The organism is Zobellia sp. OII3, from assembly GCF_002211465.1.
Classification (GTDB): Bacteria; Bacteroidota; Bacteroidia; order Flavobacteriales; family Flavobacteriaceae; genus Zobellia; species Zobellia galactanivorans.
Map to the genome: position 1 here is coordinate 19,507 of NZ_MWRZ01000007.1, position 21,876 is coordinate 41,382.

The 21,876-nt window shown below is 44.5% G+C and carries 11 protein-coding genes; 1 reads left to right on the forward strand and 10 read right to left on the reverse strand.

Going from position 1 to position 21,876, the window contains the following annotated elements; all coding sequences use genetic code 11:
• Nucleotides 1-3: 3 nt before the first annotated feature.
• The 8 genes from B4Q04_RS16595 to galB are packed head-to-tail and all read right to left on the reverse strand — an operon-like array spanning nt 4 to nt 13,484.
• On the reverse strand, nt 4-1,002 hold the full coding sequence (locus B4Q04_RS16595) for a family 43 glycosylhydrolase (protein WP_013994954.1): 999 nt from the start codon (nt 1,000-1,002) through the stop codon (nt 4-6).
• Nucleotides 1,003-1,020: 18 nt separating this feature from the next.
• Nucleotides 1,021-3,651 (reverse strand): WD40/YVTN/BNR-like repeat-containing protein, encoded by a 2,631-nt coding sequence (locus tag B4Q04_RS16600; RefSeq protein WP_088697478.1) that lies wholly within the window; start codon nt 3,649-3,651, stop codon nt 1,021-1,023.
• A 33-nt stretch (nt 3,652-3,684) separates the two neighbouring features.
• The gene (locus B4Q04_RS16605; protein WP_088697479.1) at nt 3,685-4,968 is read right to left on the reverse strand and encodes a family 16 glycosylhydrolase; all 1,284 of its coding nucleotides are present in this window, start codon (nt 4,966-4,968) and stop codon (nt 3,685-3,687) included.
• A 12-nt stretch (nt 4,969-4,980) separates the two neighbouring features.
• Nucleotides 4,981-6,597 (reverse strand): sulfatase-like hydrolase/transferase, encoded by a 1,617-nt coding sequence (locus tag B4Q04_RS16610; protein ID WP_236631039.1) that lies wholly within the window; start codon nt 6,595-6,597, stop codon nt 4,981-4,983.
• Between the two features lie 37 nt (nt 6,598-6,634).
• Complete coding sequence (locus B4Q04_RS16615; protein WP_088697480.1) at nt 6,635-8,203, reverse strand: sulfatase-like hydrolase/transferase; 1,569 nt, start codon at nt 8,201-8,203, stop codon at nt 6,635-6,637.
• Nucleotides 8,204-8,207: 4 nt separating this feature from the next.
• On the reverse strand, nt 8,208-9,596 hold the full coding sequence (locus B4Q04_RS16620; protein ID WP_088697481.1) for a glycoside hydrolase family 28 protein: 1,389 nt from the start codon (nt 9,594-9,596) through the stop codon (nt 8,208-8,210).
• Between the two features lies 1 nt (nt 9,597).
• Entirely contained in the window at nt 9,598-11,001 is a 1,404-nt protein-coding gene (locus tag B4Q04_RS16625) for a glycoside hydrolase family 28 protein (protein ID WP_088697482.1), read from the reverse strand.
• A 5-nt stretch (nt 11,002-11,006) separates the two neighbouring features.
• Nucleotides 11,007-13,484 carry a beta-galactosidase GalB gene (gene galB / locus B4Q04_RS16630; RefSeq protein ID WP_013994961.1) on the reverse strand — a complete coding sequence of 826 codons (2,478 nt, stop codon included), beginning with the start codon at nt 13,482-13,484 and terminating at the stop codon, nt 11,007-11,009.
• A gap of 361 nt (nt 13,485-13,845) precedes the next feature.
• Between galB and B4Q04_RS16635 the strand changes: the two genes are divergently transcribed.
• A complete protein-coding gene (locus B4Q04_RS16635) occupies nt 13,846-15,402 on the forward strand; it encodes an alpha-L-fucosidase (RefSeq protein WP_013994962.1) in 1,557 nt (518 codons plus the stop codon).
• Between the two features lie 209 nt (nt 15,403-15,611).
• Here the strand turns inward: B4Q04_RS16635 and B4Q04_RS16640 are convergent, their stop codons facing one another.
• A complete protein-coding gene (locus tag B4Q04_RS16640) occupies nt 15,612-17,129 on the reverse strand; it encodes a sulfatase-like hydrolase/transferase (protein ID WP_088697483.1) in 1,518 nt (505 codons plus the stop codon).
• Nucleotides 17,130-17,298: 169 nt separating this feature from the next.
• Entirely contained in the window at nt 17,299-21,540 is a 4,242-nt protein-coding gene (locus B4Q04_RS16645; protein ID WP_013994964.1) for a two-component regulator propeller domain-containing protein, read from the reverse strand.
• Nucleotides 21,541-21,876 lie beyond the last annotated feature (336 nt).

The following is a 21,876-nucleotide window of genomic DNA, read 5'->3' on the forward strand; positions in this document are numbered from 1 at the left end:
GGTTTACTTTTGTTTATGGTTTTGTGGCTTCCAGGTAAAGCGGTCTATACTCACCCCTCTGTAAGGCCATTCTACACTTGATATATACCACTGCCCATCTTCACCCTGAAAAATCTCGGGGGCATGTGCCTTTAACACGGTAATTTCCTTTTCTTGGTCAACCCCAAAATTGGTTAGGTCATTCGACTGATAGACATAGGCTTTGTGGGTATAGGCGCCTTGAATATCCTTGCCGTCCCATCCACCTTCCCAGGCACAGACAAAAAGGTAAAAGGAATTGTTATGAAACAATAGACTGGGAGATTCTGGGTCGAATTGATTCGTTTTGAGAATGGTTTTGGGTTCGCTCCAGTGTATTAAATCTTTGGAAGTCACCATACGGACACTTTTAATGGAACAGTAGGTCAGGTAATATGTGCCTTTGTATAAAAGTAAATTGGGATCTCGTGCGCCATCGGGGTCTGAAAAGAGTTCTCCTTTTGGTTCCCAATCATAGAGATTATCGGAAACAGCCAAACGGATAGGGCTATGGCCGTATACCATTTGAAAGCGTCCGTCTTTTCTAACGACATAAGGGGCGTGGTTTGCAGGTATTTCACCGGGTCGGTCTCTAGGGGCGAGTATCTTGGGAAGGTCGTTATAATGGTTTTCTTTTAGGGTTTCCTTGAAATTTGTAGCCCGTGACACGGCGTGAAAGGAAGCGTATTCACCTTCATGTATCCCCTTGTTGAGCGGTTTGGTTTCCACGAGGGGGTGGGTAATGCCGAATATGTGCCATAAGCCGTCATCGCCCTTTACAAAGGTGTGGTCGTTGGGCACCCATTCGTCGTACCATTTGCCCTCTTTCAGGTTTGGGGTGTCGGGACCGAAAAAATAGTCTCCGTCCGCTTTGTATACGCGTACGTATTGATTGGCCTGTTCGGGTACCAAAAGCTCTGCTTGGGCGTGTAGGCCGTAGGTTATACCGCATAGGGTCGAGAGTAAAAAGGAAAGGTTTTTCATGCTTCTTGGGTGTTCTGGTTAGTTCTGGGTGGTTATGGACTTGTTCGGTTTTGGGTGCTGTGCTACGTACCATCCACTACCTCGTGTTGAAGCGTAAAACTTGCCCGGGGTATAGTTGTCTATGGCAATATCGTTGATGCGATCGCTTTGGCCGTTGCCCTTATTTATTTTTGACCATGACTTTCCTCCATCTTGTGAAAGGTAGGTGCCTGCATTTTTTGTACCGATGGAGACATTGCCCAAGGTAGAGACCAAAATGGTGTTCGGGTTGTAGTAGGCCGTTTCAATACGGTTGGTCCAAGGGTGGTCAAAAATCCGTTTCCAGGTACGAAGGCCGTCGTTACTGACCCAAACCCCTCCGGCATTGGGTTTTCCCCTTTTGCTACCTGCGGTAATATAGGCTTTTCCGTCTCTAGAGAAATGGATGTCGTTAATGCCTTGGTCGCCCGATATTTTTTCGGTGGAAGAAACCTTACTCCAATACTTGCCGTTGTCAATCGATTTAAAGAGTCCCCCTCCTTTGTTCTGTATGGCTACGTAAAGCGTGTTGGGGTCCTTAGGGTCGAAGGCGATTTTTGTTGCATCACGGGAATCGGGCAGGCCTGTATTCGCTTCTTGCCATGTTTTTCCGCCGTCGTATGTTTTGTGTACTCCAAAACCCGTTACCGAATTCCCGACCCATTGCAGGTCCGTAGAACGCTTGGGTACCACAAAATACATGTTGTCGGGATTGTCAGGGTCTATGATAAGATGGTTTTGGTGTACACTTTGGTCACCACTGTGGGGTTTTGTTTCCCATTTAGGGATTGCTATGCCCTGCTCTTGCCACGTTTTTCCATTATCAATGGACTTTAGAAATTTGCCTTTTGCCGCCTGTCTAAAGAACAAAGCGTAATGGATCATCGTATCTTTAGGATGTATGGCGTACCAACTTAAGGAGGTTTCATTGTCAAGAAAATTATGTGACTCCGCAGCTTGTGCCCCTAGACGTAACTTAGGTCCTTCGTTGTTGGTAATCCATAGACTGTTTTCGCCGGCCATACAGAATACCTTGTGCCTTACTTCGGGATGTTGGTAGAAACCGTGGCCGGGCAGATTGCTGTTTCCCGCTCCGACATAACTTTCCGTACCGGGAGTGGTATACTCGTCATCGATATCTACCCAGGTTTCGCCCTTGTCGTAGCTCATAAGCGATATTTTGGCCATTTGGGTATGAAGTACGGTTCCGTCGGCATTCCACCGAACAAAATTGGAACCTTTACGTTCGTAAAAATCACGGTCTACCCAATCTTTCAAATAACGGAGGGAAATATTGGTTCCCATAGGGTTGCCCCTGTCGGTCCAATAGGCGTAGTCTTTAGAACCTTTTTTCCATGCCTTTCCGTTTCGCAGGGCAACATGCCATGTCTTCCCCCCATCTTTGCTGCGCCATATTTGCCCAGGTTTGAAATTATTTCGCGAGGCATTGGAATATTCGTTGTTCAGGTAAATGTTGTTGGCATCATTGGGGTCTACCGCAATGGTATTGAAACGAATGGTAATGGCCGAGGGCATCTCAGGATATTTCTTTTTGAATTCACCGTCTTTCATACCAAAAACATAGGCGGCACAGTGTACATAGCTCTTTTTGATATCGGCGTTGTTTTGAAATTGACGCATGTCTAGGCTTAGGTTGCCTTGTAGTTTTTGCCAAGTTTCCCCACGGTCTACACTCTTGAAGATACCCCCTTTGTCATCGGTCAATGTCTTCCCGTCGGGTTTCCACATAGGATTGGAGATAAGGTAGAGCGTAAGGGTGTTGGTGCCAGGGTCGTAATGGTGCGCCATGGCCCGCATTACGTCATAATCGAAGCCCTTGGTCTTCTGTTTCCAGTGTTTTGCCCCATCGGTACTTTTGTAAAAACCGTAGTTGGTGCTGGCATAGATCGTGTTCGAATCTTTCGGGTCAACCAATAGGGTTTCGAATTGGGTATCGGGGTGAAACCCCTTGTTCATGAGTTTCCAGGTTTTTCCCTTGTCGGTACTTTTCCATAGTTTGTTGAGGCTGGGCTTATGTTCTTTTGAGCCATGGGGTTGGCTATTCGGAAAGAGCATTCTTCCCAAATGCCGCATTTCGCCACCTCCTGCATACCAAATGGCATCATTTTTCGGGTCTACCGCTACACACGACACATATTTGCCCTCGAATACCGGATGGTTCAGGTTCTGCCATGATCGCCCGCGGTCATGGGTAACAAAGATGCCCTTGTTCTTGTCATCGCTACAAAAACCGAAATCGGGGTTTTGGCGTGAAAAATCGATACTGAACAACTGCATGGGGCCTCGTTGGCCTTCCCTGTACCCTGTAGCATCTTCATCGAGCATGGTATTGTAGGTTTTTCCTTGATCGAAAGAAACGTAGGAATTTCCCATATTCGGACTGATATAAAGGGAGTTGGGGTCGGTCGGATGCCAAAAGGCACATTTGTTGTTTCCGCTCATTCCCGGGCCGAATTGCTGCCAAACCACCGAGGGGTCGGAGGCTAGGTCTTGGGTCTTTAGGCGCTCAAAAAAGTCCTTGTTCCCATCCGTATTTTGCCCGTAGGTCGATATACCGCATAAAACCGTGAATAACAATGTTATCTTGGGGGCTATCATCTTTTTATTCATGTCATTTTTATTTAAGTGAACGACCTAGGGACCTTATTTGGTCAAATGGATATAGACCGTACTTTCGTCAAGGCTATTTTTTTTATTCCCCTTTAACGGACGTATATGGGCCGAGAGCTTATAAGGGGATTCGAGCGGTAATTTTTGATCCAATTGCAAGGTGTATTCCAGGTTGGCATATCCGGCATAGGCCGTGAGAATCGCTTCCTTTATTTTTTTGCCTTCGTTGTCAAACAGTATAAATGCTATTTCACGGTCTTCGTTCGCTTGATACGAAAGGGGGATTTCTAGGGATTTTGATCGTTTGTGTTCGATGGTCGCACTAGGAAACGTTACGTTTTCGTGGTACAGTTTTAGGGTCGGGTCTTTTTCTACTTCGGAATTAGGGTCGTTTACATCGACCAATCGGTAGGCCCTGACCCAATCGTAATAGACTGTGTTCTTGCTCGGGTCAGATAGCTCTTCGGCATTAGGAAGTTCGATCCAGGGAAAAGGATAGGTTTCGTTTACCAGACGCATGTACATTGGCTGGTCAAAAGGTTTCTTCTTTACCTTGTCATAGAATTTTTGGTGTTTGGGCGGCCTGTTGTTATAGTAATAGCTAGCGGTGCTTTCATCGCGCCACCATCCTCCATAAACATTAAAGTCTTCGGAGGTAAGCTTGGCGTCTTCGAACTTTACTTGCGGTGCCCTGTGGTCATATTTTTTTCCGTTGCAATCGGTATACCAAAAATGGGCATTGGAATGCATGCCACTGGCAAAATAACTTCCATTGAAATCGCCTTCGCGTCCGATAGATTCATGAATGTCCCATTCCAAACCGTAGCGGTCACAATCCTTAGGCCCTTTGAAATTATTGGAGCTTGAAAACCAAAAGGTGGTAGACATCGTTGTGGCCGCGGCTTTGACGCGACATTCGTAATACCCGAATTTCGTCGCCTTTTTAGACACTACTGCGGCACCCGCTATGTTAAAGGTAATGTCTTTGCCGTAGGCATGTACAATAGTGTCTTTCTCTAATTTTTTTCCTTCCATCTTTAAAAACCCGTCTCCTACCGAAACCTGTGAGGACATAAAAAGACCTGGGGCCCTGCCGATCCAGGTCGGGTGGTGGTCGAGCCATTTGGTGGTGTCGAGTTCGGTACCGTTGAACTCGTCGGAAAAATCAGGGTTTAGCACCCATCGCTTGCCCATAGGTGGTTTGGGTGGACCTTGGCGTGTTTCTTTGTCGGTGGAACTATAGGTTTTAGGGGGGTCTTGGGCAAAAAGACTGGCGTTTACAAGAACGAGGGTCAAAATAGCTTGTTTAAGAATCATTTTTAATAGGTATTATTTTTTTAAGATTAGCGGAGTTACGGGGCCTATGCCGTTCACCGGAGCGTCATGTGCCGTTTCATGAAGGTCATATTGGGGAATGACCCGCAATAGTTCATCGCGTTCTTTTCTATGGGCTTGCGATACTTTGCCCCAGTCGGTGATTTTTGGAAAACTGATCAGGTCTTCGGGCGTTCGGCTCACATCGTACCAGACATTGTTTCCATCCTTTAGAACAAGATTTCCTCTTACGATCTGGGTTTCCTTATGATATGCGTAAATCCAATTTCTATGTGTTTTTTTATCGGTAGTTAAAAACGGAAGCAAGCTTTCTCCGTTAATTTCGTAGCTGTCGGGTATTTCAACCTGGGCAATGTCGGCAATGGTAGGAAGCATATCTGAGATATTCACCAACACATCTTGTAAGCCTTTCTTGGTCATATGCATACCGGGGGCATAGATAATCAAGGGGACATGGGTTCCCTTTTGCGAAATAGGGCTCGATTTCCCATAACCGCTCGTACCATTGTCGGCACAGAAAATGAAAATGGTGTTGTTTTCGATACCGAGCTCCTTGAGTTTGTTTATGTACTGCCAAACTTGATAATCGAGATAGTTGATGTGATGGTGGATACCACTTTCGGTAACCGTACCATGGGTGTTGTATACTCCCTTGTCTCCGGTGATATGGGGTTCGATACGGGAGTATTTGGTGCCGTCCCAGTTAATCTTCGGGGTGCCGGGCCATTTGTTTCCAGAACCTGGGTGAAGAAAGTCCCATGCATCATGACCTAGGTGGCTGGTGTGGTAAACAAAGAAGGGTTCGCCTTCCTTTTGTTTTCTTTCCATGAACTCAAAGATGAAATCGAGTTCTACATCGGGACCAAAGGTGTTCAGGCCAAATTCTTTTTTTGCCTTTTTAGTGTTCGGCCACCAAACCAGCTTTTTGTTGGTGCCCGGGTGGTTCATGAGTTGTACGTGCGGTTTCCAGTACCAACCGGATTGCACATAGCTTTTCTTGTGAATTTCTTTATTGGTATCCGCATTGAAAATCTTCTTTTTCCCGTTTACTTTTCTAGTCTCTAACCGGAAGTCCGTAGTATGAATGGCTTTGTTGTAAGAGCCTTCACCAGGGGTAAAACAGCCTTCGTCAAAAGCGAAGCCCTCTATGTTCATTTGGGTTTTTCCCGCCCAAAAAGTGGCATACCCGCCCGCTTTGGCCACATTTGCAATGGAGTGGGGGGAACTGTCGTATAAATTCCAAGAGCCCTTGCCGTCGGGTGCCTTGCCCTTGTCTTTGTTATGCCACCATTTGTGCAAGTGGGCATATCTGCCCGTCATCATCATGGCCCTACTTGGGCCGCATATGGTGGCTGCCCAAGCGGTCTTTATATAGCAGCCTTCTTCGGCGAGTTGGTTCAATACCGGGGTTTTGGCCCGGTATTGAATATCGGAGCTGTTGCCCCCTTTCGGTGGGCTCCAAACCGTAGAACCGTAAATGGGAAGTTCCCGAGCACTAATATCATCGGCATACAAAAGGATGATGTTCGGTTTTTCTTGGGCCATTGCATTGGAGGAAATGATGATGCTTCCTAGCAAGGCCCATAGGGTTTTGTGGTTTGTGACTTTCATTGTTCTGGTTTTGAAGCGGTTTTTAAATTGTCTGAATTCAATAAAACTCCCAAAACCCGTATTTCTCTCCCTCAATATTTTCCTTGATATCGCCCAATTCTTTGGCTTTCTCTTTCATTTCCTTACGCATGGTCTTCACCTGATCGGCGTATTCGGGAAAGAAGGAAAGGTCGTAGACTTCCCAAGGGTCGTTTTTTATATTGAACAATTGGGTAACACGGGATCCTTTTACGGTTTCACCATTTTTCTTGTCGTAATTTTTGGCGCGTACGTATTCGATGAGTTTATAATCCCCTTTTCTATAGGCCCTTTGGAATTGTTTGTAGGCATGATAGGTATAATCGCGAACACTGGCCTTCTCTTTGTTGATAACGGGCAATAGGCTTTTGCCGGTCACGGAACTTGGAATGTCTACACCTATAAAATCGCAGATGGTAGGAAAGATATCGAAGTTATAGGCCAGGGCATCTCTCTTACTGCCTTTATCTTTTATGAGGTTTCCTGAAAAGATAAGGGGAATATGAACCCCGTCTTCGTCATAAATATTCTGTTTGCCCATCAGGCCATGGTTACCTACGGCCAGACCGCTATCACCGGCAAAAACGATTAGGGTATTCTTATAGGCCCCACTTTCTTTTAATGAAGCGATGACTTTGCCTATTTGGGCATCTAAATGGGTAATAATGGCATAATAATCGGAAAGTTCTTGTTTGGCTACTTCCGGTGTTCGGGGCCATACGGCCAGTTCTTCGTCCCTTAGGAACATATCGCCGTTGTCAAAAGGATGTTGCGCCATATAGGAAGGGGGGAGTACAATGTCTTCAACAGGGTACATATCTTTATATTCTTGTGGTGCCTGTCGTGGGTCGTGGGGCGCGTGAAATGCCAGATACATAAAGAAGGGATTTTTTTTCTTGTAGCCCTTAATATACTCTGAAGCACTTTCTGCATAGATTTCAGAGGTATGTGGGCCATTTTTCTCCGTACCGGTCGGACCTCTTTTATCTTCTTTGCTTATCGGTCTTCGAACGACTTTTCCGTTTTTATCATATTCCAATAGGTAGCCGTCTTCAAATTTGTAGTCGCCATCTTTTTTCCAATCCCACAAGGGCATACGAAAATGGTCGACGAGGTAAAGGCCTCTTGACATAAGCCGGTCTCCCGAATCGAAGGAGCGCGCCAAGGAAGCATTGTCTTGGTGCCATTTTCCCACGATATGGGTGTTGTAGTCATTAGCTTGCAACGCTTCGCCTATGGTGGTATGTTCGGGAGGAATACTGTGTCCTTGTCCCTGTAGATCGAATACGTTTCTTCCGGTCAATAGCATAGCCCTGCTAGGTACGCAGGTGGCCCCAGAAAATGCGCCCATCAAGTAACCGTTGGAAAATGATACCCCATCGGCGATCAAGGCATCTATATTTGGTGTTTTTACTTGCATTCCACCCAAGGCATGAACACCTGAAAAACGGTGGTCATCGGTATAGATGATGAGTACATTGGGTTGGTCTTTCTTTTTTGTTTTGCGCTTTTGGGCTTGGATAGGAAGGCCCAAGAGTGCGCTGAAAAAGACTAAAACGTAAACGGTGAATTGATTTTTGAAATTCATAATGTTATTCTGATAGGGTTGTATGGGTGTCCACTAAAACTTGAGATTCTCTTTTATCGGTGCCGTTTAACGTGAACACGACGTTGTTGGTTTGCAGATTTTCTATATGTCTTCCGTAAAGGCCGTAGGCAGGCAGTACTGTAAAGAAGCTGAACTCAGGGTAACGGGTTTCATCTTCCGCAACCGTGGCCATTGTGTGTTCTTCAATCCCACCGCCGGGCAATTCCAGTTCAATGTTCTCTAGGAGGATTTTCCCGATTTTATGGTTGGGAGTGCCCGTCATCAATATACCTGAAGGCGGATTTACCCTAGAGCTATCGAGGGCCCGTGCACTGCCTTTTACATTTTTGATGATTACATCGGTAATAGAGCCAACTTCTTGTTTTTCGGCATTGCGATAGGTGCGTAGGCGTTCTCCAAGACGAATGAAAATGGGCATATCTACTCGGTCCATCTGAATACCGTCTATGGTCACATCGTGAATATTGGCCCCGTCAACACTCAAAACCTTGATACCGCCGCCCTTAGTATCGTAAATTTGGCAGTTTGTAATATCGATGTTGTACATATCTCCCATAGACTCCGTGCCGAACTTGATCGAACCCCAGTCGCTTCTGAGTCTGCAATCGCTAACCTGTACGTTATAGGTGGGTTTTGGACTCGTAGTTTTGATGCAAATGGCATCATCACCAGTATTGATGTCGCAGTTTTTAATAATGGCATCGTAACTGGAATCTAGATCAATACCATCGTTGTTTTTATGGGCATGGCTGTAAATAGATACGTTCTCGACCAGGATGTCATTGGATTGGTAGAAGTGGCATGTCCATGCGGCCGGTTGGCGTAAGTGAACATCCTGTACCTTAATCTGGGAGGAATTAACAAAACGCAGAAGAAAGGGCCTGTTTGAGCCAAAACCTTCGGTTTGGGCAAGGTTCAGCTCCTTAATTTTTGCCTTTATATTTTTTGCAAGGAAGGCTTCCCCGTTTCCATCGATAGTCCCTTTTCCGGTTACGGCAATGTTCGTGGCATTTTTTGCGCCGATAAGGCAGTTGCCCCGTTTTTGTCCCGTAGCATCGGTAAAGGTATCGATGCTCTGGTAATCTAAGGGATTGGAGCTTCCTATCAGTTGGGCATCTTCGGCAATATGAAGCGTAACCTTGTCTTTCAGTAGCAGCGTTCCCGAAACATAATCCCCTTTATCAAGGATCACTGTACCGCCTCCTCCTTCGTTACAAGCGTCAATGGCACGCTGTATGGCTTCCGTATTTACGGTTTTCCCATTGGCAATGGCCCCAAAATCGGTAGCCTTGTAGACGTCTGATTTAGGGTTGCAGCCGACAAATAGTATAAAGGCTATCAATAGACTTGTAAAGTGTAACTTATCCTTCATTTTAGTTGTTTTGGATTTGGTTTTTGCTGAGCTTTTTTTTGTTGAGGTAAATCCTGTTTACTTCCACGTTTTCAACATTTTTTAGGACTATGGGGGCTCTTTGGTCTTCGTTTATCGTTTTAATACTGAAATTGTCAACGACCAAGCCGTTGATATGGCGAGCGTAAAGTCCCGAAGCGGGCAGGGTACCGACCAAGCTGAATTCGGGCCACCAGCCATTAAGTACTTCTTGGGTGTATTCTTTGAGATCTGTTTTTTTTGCATCCTCCACCGTTCCTCCGCCGGATACCGTAAATTGAACATCCGTAATGGTAATGTCTTCTATACGATGTCCTGGAAACCCGGTCAAAAAGAAGGTTGAGTTTTTATCAAGCTTGGAATTGTCTACCACAATATTGCTAAAGCTAAAGTTGTGCATACTTTTTAGCGGCTCTAATTGGCCTTCCGGTGTATCAACTGAGGCACGTTGCTGGGCGAAGGTCATAAAAATGGGGCGTGGCACATTTTCCATCACCAAATTACTAAAGACCATGTTCTTCATTTCACCCCCTTCGCATTGCTGGATCTTAAGTCCCGAATCCTGAATATCCTTAAAAGTACAGTTGGTCACCGTAACCGATTCGATATTTCCCCGAGAGAGGAGGCCGATGCGCATTCCGCCCCATTTGGTACTAAAATGGCAATTGCTGACCGTAATGTTTTTGCAAGGTTTATCGGGTCTTGAGGCCTGCAGGCAAATGCTGTCGTCACTATTGTCAAAATTGCTATTGGTTACGCGAACGTTCGTGCATCCGTCAAAATCGAGGCCGTCTCCGTTATTGTTTACCCGACTGATGATAGTGATGCCGCTCACCGAAATATTATCACAGTAGAGCCAAGCAGAGGTCCATGCGGCAGGGTTGATAAGGGTAATGTTATTCAGATGGATGTCTTTCACATTAACAAACCGAATCATCATAGGCCTGCCTCCTTTTTTCTTGTTGAAGTTTTTTTGATGTCCATTTCCGTCAATTGTACCATAACCCTCAATGGCAATGGAGCGTGCGTCTTTGGCAAAGATCAAACAACGGTCCATGTGCGGTTCGTTCTTGTACATGTTCTTATGGGTGTCCGTTGCGTAGTCACGGTAATTCGGGCTCCCAAGGAGTGTGGCTCCGTTTTCAATATGGAGGGTAACAAAATCCTTTAAGTAAATCGTACCCGTGACCACGGTTTTGCCGGCCGGAATCAAAACTCGGCCGCCGCCATTTTTGGTACAGGCATCAATAGCATCTTGAACAGCTCTGGTGTCTACCGTCACTCCATCTGCCTTAGCGCCATAGTCAAGCACATTAAAATCTGTGGCAACTGCCTGCCAATAAAACAATGAGCATATGGCAAAACAGATGAATTGAGATATTTTCATTTGGATTACTTTGTCCTTACTATGATTTTTGAGCTCTCTAGTCCTTTGGAAGTGGCTGATATTGTGATGTTCCCTGCTGCCTTGGCAGATTTCACTATAACTAAACATTTTCCGTTAAAAGCCTTGATCTTAGTGTCTTGAAACGATTCTAAAGAGGCTGGGTTTCCGTTGCCCACGGCAACAAGACTTCCTACGCCTTCAACGCTAAAGTGCACTTGGTTGTCGGCTAAGGGTATTAGGTTGCCATCGGCATCCGTAATATCGACCTCGATAAAGGAAAGGTCTTTTCCGTCTGCCGTGATTTCGGTACGATCTGGCGTTAGGCGAATGTTTGATGCCTTTTTAGCGGTTTTGATGGTTTTTTCGGCCACGGCTTTTCCGTCTTTATAACCAATTACTTTTAAGCTTCCGGGTTGGTAAGGAACATTCCAGCTTAATCTGTATTTAGATGTGTACATTCCTTTTTCAAATCCACGGAATTCCGCTGGGATATCGGTAGTATCGACTCCTTTTACTTTTCTTCCCATTGATTTTCCGTTCACGATCAATTCAACTTCATCGCAGTTGGTATAGGCGAATACGGGAATTTCTTCCCCTTCCTTTCCTTCCCAATTCCAATGTGGCAATACGTGAACCATAGGTTTTGTGGTCCATTGGCTTTGGTAGAGATAGTATCTGTCTTTGGGAAACCCACATAGATCTACTGGGGCAAAGTAAGAGGCATGTACGGGCCAATCGGCGTTCCAATAGCCATCCGTAGAATTGTCTCGGCCGCCATAAGGAGTGGGTTCGCCGAGATAATCGAAGCCCGTCCACATAAATTCCCCTAAAAAAGAAGGGTTTTCGGCCTGTACGTCAAATTCAACATCGGGAGGATAGGCCCAAGGTGGTCCTACCGTTACGTCGTAACTCGATACTTGCAGGGTTTCTTTTTGGTGGTCGTAAGTTATGGGCAGATGATAGGAGCCACGGCTACTGGTCTGCGATGAGGTTTCGGAGCCATAGAGGATCATACCGGGATTTTCCTTTATAGTAGCGGCATAATCATAAGGCTTGTAGTTCAGGCCAACGATATCTATCTGATAGGCTAGTTTGTTTTTAAAAGCCCCGCCGTAGTTGTTGAAACCGGCCGTGGTAGGTCGGGTATGGTCTTCATCGTGACAGATGTCGTTTAGCATTTTGGCGACTTTCCAACCGTCTTTTTCACGTTGTTCTATGATTTCGTTACCAATACTCCACATAATTATGGACGGATGGTTGCGGTCTCTCTTGATCATATCCCGTAAATCGCGTTCGTGCCATTCGTCAAAGAATTTGTTGTAACCGTTTATGACCTTTGGTATTTTCCATTCGTCAAAGGCTTCATCTATGACGACAATGCCTAGTTTATCGCAAACCTCGAGCATTTCGGGGGAAGGAGGGTTGTGACTTGTTCGCAAGGCATTTACCCCCATACTTTGCATAATTTGCATTTGGCGTTCGGTAGCCCTATAGTTTACCGCGGCACCCAAGGGACCAAGGTCATGGTGCATGCATACCCCGTTAAGTTCTACGGGCTTTTCATTAAGGAAGAATCCTTTTTTTGCATCGAAGGAAATGGTACGGATACCCAGGGTGCTGTGGTATTCGTCTATTAAGGTATTGCCCTTTTTGATCTGGGTCACTACTTCGTACAGATACGGATGTTCAATATCCCATCGGGTAGGGGAGTTTACTGCTATTTCTTCTATAACGACTTGCTCGGAAGATTTATCGAGTTTGATTTTTTGGCTGTTCGAGGCCACTTCCTTTTTATGGGCATCTAGAATTGTAGTGGTCATGGTCACCCTTGCTTTTTTGTCAACGGCATTCTTGACGGTCGTTTCTATTTTTACGATGGCCTTTTGATCGGAAACCTCGGGCGTGGTAATGTAGGTGCCCCATTGGGGAACATGAACGGGGCTGTTTATTTTTAGATAGGTATTTCGGTAGATACCCGCTCCGGAGTACCAGCGGGAAGCTAAATCTTCGGGGGCGACCCGAATGGAGATTACGTTTTCTTCCCCGAATTTGATGTAGGGCGTCAAATCGACTTCAAACCCCATATAGCCAAAAGGGCGTTCGCCTACGAAGGTTCCATTGATATAGACCTTGCTATTGTTCATAATACCATCGAAGGCAATTGCTATTTGTTGACCGGCGTATTTTTTGTCGATAGTAAAATGTTTGCGGTACCAAGCAGTACCGTGTACGGGCAAGCCCCCCGTACGGGCGTTGTATTTTTTGTCGAAGGGGCCTTCAATGGCCCAATCATGTGGTAGGTCTAATTGCCGCCAAGCGGCATCGTTAAACGAACTTTTTTCGGCTCCGGCGGGATCACCTTTTTGAAAACGCCAATCCGTATTGAAAGATATGTCGCCATAAGCGGCCTCGGTATTCAGTTGGGCGAATGAAAAAGAGAACTGTAGTAAAAGAATAAAAAGAAAGCTGTTTCGTAACATCATTTTACGTTAATATTTGTTGTGGTGAAATTCTAAAATAATTATGTGGAAAAAGACCACGTACAACCGAAAAAATAGAACAGATGGTTTTTTTGGCGGTTGCGGGCCCTAAGTGGTCCAAATTCGTCTCGGTTTGACTGGATATGCCGAAAATATCAGGAAAGCACCGATGTCAATTTATTGTCAAGTTCCAGACAGAAAGAGAAGCCTTGCTTTAGCTAGGTATAGGGCGACAAGAAATTTAAAATGCCCATTTGTTGTAGCCTTTAGAACATTCGTGGCGCGGCGATCGTCTATAAAAATAGAATTTAGCCAAGGTAAACATGACGGTAAAAAATAGCATCGTCAATAACAACCATTACTTATGAATTTAAAACACTTAGCGGCAATGTCTGTCGCTATTGTCTGTATTGCTTCTTGTGGTAGTTCAGATAAAAAGAAAGGGAAGAATACGGCTCAGTTGAGCGCTGCGGATACAGCTAAAGTGTTTCAGCCGAATTGGGAATCTATCAAGAAAAACTATAAAGACCCTAAATGGTTCAGCGATGATAAATTTGGAATTTTTATCCATTGGGGCGCCTATTCGGTACCTGCTTTTGGTTCGGAATGGTATCCTAGGCAGATGTATATGGATACCGCAACCTTTTCTGCTACCTTAAAACCCGGTAAGAAAGGACCCAATGCAACCTATACACATCATAAAAAGACCTGGGGAGATCAAAAGGAGTTTGGTTACAAAGATTTTATCCCCATGTTCAAGGCCGAAAAATTCGACGCCAAGGAATGGATCGACCTTTTTAAACGGTCGGGAGCCCGTTATGTGGTGCCGGTGGCGGATCACCACGATGGTTTTGCCATGTACAAATCGAATACGACCCGCTGGAATGCTTACGATATGGGCCCTAAAAGGGATGTCTTGGGCGAACTGTTCAAAGAGGGTAGGGCACAAGGCCTAAAGATGGGGGCATCGTCGCATTTTGCCTTTAACTGGTCTTTTTACAATAAGAAAGATAAGTTCGATACGGTAGACCCCGAGTACGCCGACCTATATTCGAGCAAAGGAAAAGACCTTAAGGAACCGGTTTCCGAAAAATTCAAAGAACGCTGGTGGAAGCGAACCATTGACTTGGTAGACAACTATCAACCTGATATTCTTTATTTTGACTTCTATGTAGATATTGAAGATTTTGCCGATTTACGACCTAAGTTGGCCGCTTACTACTATAATAAGGGTATTGAATGGGGAAAAGAGGTTTTGATCAACGATAAAAACTTTGGTCATGAGGCTTTTCCCGAAGGTACCGTAATCTATGACCTTGAAAGGGGGAAACTGCCGGGTATTCGTAAGTTGCCTTGGCAGACCGATACTTCAATAGGTAAAAATTCATGGTCGCACGTTACTAACTGGATTTCAAAAACCCCGAACCAAATTATCGATGATTTGGTAGACATTGTTTCTAAAAATGGAAACCTATTGTTGAACGTAGGCCCGAAGTCAGACGGAACCATTCCTGAGGACCAAAAGGAAATCTTGTTGCAGATCGGTGATTGGCTTGCCGTTAACGGTGATGCCATATATGATACCCGATATTGGAAAACCTTTGGAGAAGGTCCTACAGAGGTTAAGAAGGGACATCATTCCGAAGGAAAGAACAAAGAATTTACAGGACAAGACATTCGGTTTACCCAAAAGGGAGATAAGCTCTATGCCATTATGTTGGCTTGGCCGAAGGACGGTAAAATAGATATAGCCTCCCTAGGAAGTGCCAATGCATACGCCGAAGGTTTGGATATCAAGGGTGTAAGACTCTTGGGGAGCGAAGCTAAAATAGATTTTGAGCAAACCAAGGAAGCCCTTACGATTAAGGATTTAGGTGATAAATCGGGTGAATACGCCCATGTGTTAGAGATTTCGATTTAAGGGAAAGTTCTTTTAAAAGATTGTTTTTTTTGTGTTAGTTTTAAGTGCATCGATGTTTTATGGTCGATGCACTTTTTTGTTTGTTACACCGTAGGTTTACAGGGACTTATGCTGTCTGTGATGATGTTTTGGTACAAGCATAAAAAAATCCGGCCTGTTCATTGACTTATGAATAGGCCGGATTTTTAAGTTACTATGGCAAGCGTAGTTTACTTCTTTTCTTGGTAGTTTTGAAGCACCTTGCTTATGTCTAATGAATCGTCCATATCTTTTTGAAGTTGTATTAACTCGGCGAATAGGGTTTCAACCTTTTCCTTGTATTCAGGGTTGGAGGCCAAATCGTTCATTTCCTGTGGGTCGGCTTTAAGGTCGTATAGCAATACCACATCCATTTTCGGATAAACGATCAGCTTGTACCCATCCTTACGAATCATTCGCTGTAAGTCTATATAGCCATTGTAGATGGCGTCATAGTGACTTTCTTTGCGTTCCCCGTTTACGAGGTCTATAACACTGTTGAAAAATACATATTCAGGTTTTTCAATGCCGGCCAGTTCTAAACTGGTAGCCATGGCATCCTGCAAATAGATATCGGCATCGATTTTTTTATTTTCGGGTATTTTCGGGCCAACGATCATAAAGGGGGCGCGTATGCTATGGTCAAATTGGCTTTGCTTTCCTATAAGACCGTGTTTCCCCATGGCCAGTCCGTTATCGGCCGTAAAGATGATATAGGTATTATCCATTTTTCCGGTTTTTTCCAATCCGTCCAAAATCTGGCCGATCTGAAAATCAAGATGGGAAATCAGGGCGTAGTACTCTTGGGTATGCTTTTTTATGGCGTATTCCGTTCTGGGGAAAGGTGCCAAGGCCTCATCCCTAAGACTTGGGCCATTGCCCATTCCATCTTTATAAGGGTAGAGGGGGAGAAAGCTTTCGGGAACGCTGATGTTTTCGATAGGATATAAGTCTACGAACTCTTGTGGGGCTTGTCTTGGATCGTGTGGGGCGTTAAAAGCCAGGTACATGAAGAAAGGCTTCTCGCTTGTTTTGGTCTGCTCAATAAAGCCAAGGGCATCGTCTTTTAAGACTTCGCTCCAGTGTTTGCCCCCTTGCCAGAAACCTCCGAACTTTTTATCTGTCGGGGTCCATGTGGTATCGTTCTCGTTCTGGGGCCTGTTATAGCCCACGGGCATAATATCTTCAGGTTTTTTTCCCGATTCCTTGAGTGTTTTGAACTTGGCGCCTATATTTTCCTTGGCCCATGCATCACCGGGCATTCCGGGGCGTACGTGGACCACATTCTGGAAAACGTTTTGGGCCTTGGCATCAACGTGCCATTTACCGGTCATATAGGTGTCGTAACCCGCACCTTCCATGAGTTTTCCCCAGGTTTTATCGAATTCTTTACCCTCGCTCCAATTGTGTCGGAACTCGCTGACTTCCCATAGTTTGCGTCCTGAAATGATCATGGCCCTTGAAGCGGCACAGATAGCGCCGTTCCATCCTCCCATGTTAAACGCATGGGTAAAGGTGGTCCCTTTTTGTACTAACTTATCTAGGTTGGGGGTTTGGATTTCTTTGTTACCCAAAGCATGGATGGCCGAATAGGTCATATCATCGGCGAAGATGAAAACTACATTGGGTTTTGGGGCGGGGACTTCTTTTTTTTCGGTTTTGCATGAAAAGAGCAGTACCGAGATAAGGGCAAGCGTTAATTTTTTCAAAGGATTAAATTTTTTAGGTTAATTGGTTTGTATTCTAGTTAAAAATGGCGTTGTAAATCTAATGAATCGAAATAGATATTATTCTGTTCGGTTTCTTTTCTTTAGGTGGTATCCATAAATCGCTATTTGCATTGATAATAGATTATGGCCTTGTTATGCCAATATGTATTTATTCGGTGTTGGCAGATTCTTTCTTCTTGCTGATTTGCTTTACGTACTCGCTGGGTACCACCCCGAACTGTTTTTTAAAACATTTCGAAAAGTACGATGCCGTACTGAAACCGGTTTTGTACATGATTTCCTTAACCGAAAAGTTGCTTTGGTTGAAGAGTTGTACGGCACGTTTTAAGCGAACACTTCTAATAAATTCACTTGACGATAATCCAGTGAGTTCCTTAAACTTTAAATAGAGCGTACTTCGGCTCAAGCCCATTTCCTTTACCAGCATTTCTACGTTGAAATCGGTGTTCATCATGTGTTTCTCGACAATGGCTATGGCCTGGCTCAAAAACTTCTCGTCCATGGAGGTGACGACTACTTCGCTCGGTTGTACGGTGATTTTCCTGTTGAAACGCTTTCTTAACGTTTCCCTGCGCTTGATTATATTCGAAAGCTTAAGCTTCAAAAGCTCAAAGTCAAATGGTTTTCGCAAATATTCGTCCACACCCAGTTCAAGACTCTGTAACTCGCTTTCTTGTGAAGATTTGGCGGTCAGGATAATAATGGGGATATGACTCGTTTCGGGCTGGCTTTTTAAGATGCGGGAGAATTCAATACCGTCCATTACCGGCATAACAATGTCACAAATGACAATGTTCGGCATAACTTTTTTGGCTATTTCTAGTCCTTTTTTACCGTTTTCAGCCTTGTATACGGTGTAGGTCTTGCCCAATACCTTACTGATAAAGGTGCGAATATCGGGGTTGTCGTCAACGACCAAAAGAACGGGCAGTTTAGATCTTGTCTTAGACATGCCTTCGTCAATAAGGTCATCGTTAAGGCCGATAGCGAAGGACTCGGTTTCGGAAGACCTTACCAAAAAGTCGTTGTCCGATACATCCTTGCAACTGATTTCGTCGATATCGGTATAGGCTTCTTTGTCTTTGGGAAGGTAAACAACAAATTTGGTGCCTTTTTCAGGCTTGCTATATACTTCTATTTTACCTTGGTGAAGCTCTACCAAGTTTTTAGTAAACGACAGTCCTATACCTATACCTTCCGGATTGATCTTTAGGTTCTTTTCATTTTCCTTTACCGAATTGAAACGTTCGAATATTTTTGACATTTTATCCTTAGGTATGCCTATACCCGAATCTTTGACCTTGATCACTACTTTGTTCTTTCCTTCAATGACTTCCTCCGAAATCTTAACCTTTATGTGTCCTCCGGCCTCGGTAAACTTGAAGGCGTTGGAGACCAGATTGTTCATGATTTTTTCAAGGGCCTCATGGTCAAACCAGGTTACCAAAGATGGTGAATCGGTATCTATTTCAAAATCTATAGATTGTTTGTGGGCCATAAATTGAAAGGGTTCGGCAACCTCACGAATGAATGCTACGATATCGCTATTTCGCATTACCAATCTCATTTTTCCTTGGGTAATCTTTCTAAAGTCGAGTAGTTGGGTGACCAAGCGCAGTAGGTAATTCGTGTTTTTCTGCATTAGGGCGAGCTGCTCCTTTAACGAGGTTTGGTCGAGGCTCGATAGGTTGTTCTGAACGTACTCCAATGGCCCCTTGATCAAGGTTAAGGGGGTTCTGAACTCATGGGAGATATTGGTAAAGAACTCCAGTTTCATTCGCTGTAATTCGGCAGACCTTTCGCGTTCGACCGATTCGAGTTCCAACTGGTGTTTTTCCGAGGTTCTGATAAAGGTATAGCGCCAGAATAGCCAAAGTAGGCCTAAGACCAAGAGGCCATAGAACACGTATGCGATGTTGGTGCGCCACCAGGGAGGAATGATACGGATATGGATCTTAGTAGGGTTTTCGTTCCAGACCCCATCGTTGTTCGAGGCTTTGACCTTAAAGGTATAGTCGCCGGGCTTAAGATTGGTGTAAGTGGCATATCTTTTCTTTGCATCGGTCTGGGTCCAGCCCTGATCAAAGCCTTCTAGCATGTAGGCAAATTGATTCTTGGTCGGAGCGGCGTAATGAAGGGCGGCAAACTCAAAGGAAAAGTTATTGTTACTATATTTTAATTCAAGGTCAGGGATTTTACTGATGTTTTTGTCGAGAATGACCCTTCCGTTTATTTCTTCGCCAATTCCTACGGATCGGTTGGAAATCAAAAGGTCGGTAATGACGGCCTTCGCTGGATATTTGTTTTCTCGGATATCATCGGGGTAGAAGGCATTGAAACCGTTTACGCCTCCGAAAAGCATTTCGCCATCGGCCCTTTTTAAACAGGCAAGCTCTTGAAATTCATTGTCTTGGAGTCCGTCACTTGAATTGTAGTTTTTAAAGGTTTCCTTTTCGGGGTCAAAACGCGAAAGGCCTTTGTTGGTGGAAAGCCATAGGTTTTGCTGGCCATCTTCCAAAATGCCTTTGATCACATTGTTCGGAAGGCCGTTTTGTGAGGTATAGTGCTTAAATGTGGGTGGTTGTTCATCGGTACCCGGTATCAGTTTGTTCAAACCGCCTCCGAAGGTGCCGATCCATATGGTGCCCGAGCTGCTTTCGTATAATGAAAGGCCATAGTTGTGGCTAATCGAGTTCGGGTCGTTGGGGTCGTTCTTGAATACGATAAACTTGGGCCGTTTCTTGTAGCGTTCCTTGGCCGATAACATGGTGAGGCCGTCTCCCGTGGCGAGCCAGATGTTGCCCTTTCGATCTTCGAGTATGCATCGTATAATATTGCTGGGAATGGAGCTAGGTTTTCCTGGATAAAAGCTGAACGACTGTTTTTTGAACTGTCCTATGGTGTCTGATTTTATCCAACGATGAACGCCCGAATTATAGGTGCCGATCCAGATATTTTCGTTGGAATCTGTCAAAAGGCTGAATACGCCATTATTCAAGTTCGTGCCGGTCAAATCTTCAGTAGATACCTTGTTCGGGTCGGAAATATCTAGAAAATAGAGGCCCGGAAATCCCTCTGAACCGATTAACAAAGTCTTTTTGGCGCCGATTTTGGTCTCTTCAATGGCAAAAATCTTTGAAATGGATCTAAAATGTTTAAAGTTATTGTACGACCCGCTATCGTTTTCCTTTTTCAACATATTGAGTCCACCACCTTCGGTACCGACCCAAAGGGTGCCGTTGCTGTCTTCGAACATGGCTCTGATTTTATCGTAGCTTAAGCTCTGTGGGGCGGAGGTATTCCTTACATGTTGGAATTGTTTTCTTTCTGGATCGTAGGTATTGATGCCGCCCCCGTTCACGCCGATCCAAATAATACCTGTATCATCTATAAAGAGCGACCGGACGATATTCTTGCTCAAGCTGGTCGGGTCTTTGGGGTCGTATCTAAAACGTTTTAAAAAAACGGGCAGTCTATCATCGGTAAAATTCTCGAAATAATAGAGGCCGTTGTCGGATCCGGCCCAAATGTGATTGTCCTTGTCCAATAAAATATTGTTGAAATGCCCCTGAATAAAACGTTTGAAAGGTTCTTCCGGGTTTTTGGTCTGGCAATAGAGCCCTCTTCCCGTAGCCATAAAAAGGCGTCCAGTGGCATCTTCCGTTATACTTTTGACATTGGTTTGGGGAAGACCGATCTCGGTAGTGACGTTTACAAAAAAATCATTGCCTTTTTCGTCTTTTTTCAGCCGGTGCAGGCCCGCTTTGCCTCCAACGTATAGACTGCCCTTTGTGTCTTCGTAGATCATACTTACGAAGGAACCGTCGTATTTGGCCATGGTAGTCGAAACCTGTGAATTAAAATGTTCAAAGCTTACCTTGTCGCCCGTTGTATTTAGATCTAATTTGTCGAGACCGTTTTTGGTGCCTACCCATAGGCGTTGTTTGCTATCGATAAAAACATCGGTGATGTGGTTGCTCGATATGCTCGTAGGATCATTGGGGTCATGTACGTATTGTGTGAATTTCCCGGTGGTGACATTGAAGAAATTGAGGCCGTTGCCCGTGGTACCGATCCAAAGATTTCCCTCATTATCGGCTACGATATCAAAAATCAGGTTACTGTTTATGTTATCGGGATGCTTGTCATCGAGATTGTATACGGTAAACTCATAACCGTCATATTTGTTGAGGCCGTCATGGGTGCCAAACCACATGAAACCATATTTGTCTTGATATATGGCATTGACATCACTTTGTGAGAGTCCGTCTTCCGTAGAAATATGTTGAAATGAAATTTGGTTTTGCCCTAAGGTCTTTATTGTCGGGCCAAGGTAAACAAGGACAAGAAACCAATATAAACTTATTCTTTTCGGTACTACAAACATCATTTAGTAAAATGAATTAAGGGTTATGGTCTGTCTAATGATCAATAGTTAATTGTTCTTTTTTTACTCGTGTGGACTCGTTTTAGGGTCCTATAAAGCTGTTAAGATCGCTTTGCCAAACATCATCCACGTTTGAGATACAAGGTAAGGTAAAACTAATATTTGAAATGGAGTAAATGGTTTTGATAATGGAACATATGATTAATCGAGCGGCTTTTTAAGCCTGTACACTCTTTTTTAGGATGCTTGTGCCTTATGGGTTTTGCTAACATAATATTAACGTTTAGGCCCTTTTCGATCCTTACTTCCCTCAATTCATCAAAGTACCTTCAGAAGCTT

Bases quoted from the DNA above. Each gene is read 5' to 3' on its own strand.
- B4Q04_RS16595 (WP_013994954.1), bottom strand. From the start codon at position 1,002: ATGAAAAACCTTTCCTTTTTACTCTCGACCCTATGCGGTATAACCTAC.
- B4Q04_RS16600 (WP_088697478.1), bottom strand. From the start codon at position 3,651: ATGAATAAAAAGATGATAGCCCCCAAGATAACATTGTTATTCACGGTT.
- B4Q04_RS16605 (WP_088697479.1), bottom strand. From the start codon at position 4,968: ATGATTCTTAAACAAGCTATTTTGACCCTCGTTCTTGTAAACGCCAGT.
- B4Q04_RS16610 (WP_236631039.1), bottom strand. From the start codon at position 6,597: ATGAAAGTCACAAACCACAAAACCCTATGGGCCTTGCTAGGAAGCATC.
- B4Q04_RS16615 (WP_088697480.1), bottom strand. From the start codon at position 8,203: ATGAATTTCAAAAATCAATTCACCGTTTACGTTTTAGTCTTTTTCAGC.
- B4Q04_RS16620 (WP_088697481.1), bottom strand. From the start codon at position 9,596: ATGAAGGATAAGTTACACTTTACAAGTCTATTGATAGCCTTTATACTA.
- B4Q04_RS16625 (WP_088697482.1), bottom strand. From the start codon at position 11,001: ATGAAAATATCTCAATTCATCTGTTTTGCCATATGCTCATTGTTTTAT.
- galB (WP_013994961.1), bottom strand. From the start codon at position 13,484: ATGATGTTACGAAACAGCTTTCTTTTTATTCTTTTACTACAGTTCTCT.
- B4Q04_RS16635 (WP_013994962.1), top strand. From the start codon at position 13,846: ATGAATTTAAAACACTTAGCGGCAATGTCTGTCGCTATTGTCTGTATT.
- B4Q04_RS16645 (WP_013994964.1), bottom strand. From the start codon at position 21,540: ATGATGTTTGTAGTACCGAAAAGAATAAGTTTATATTGGTTTCTTGTC.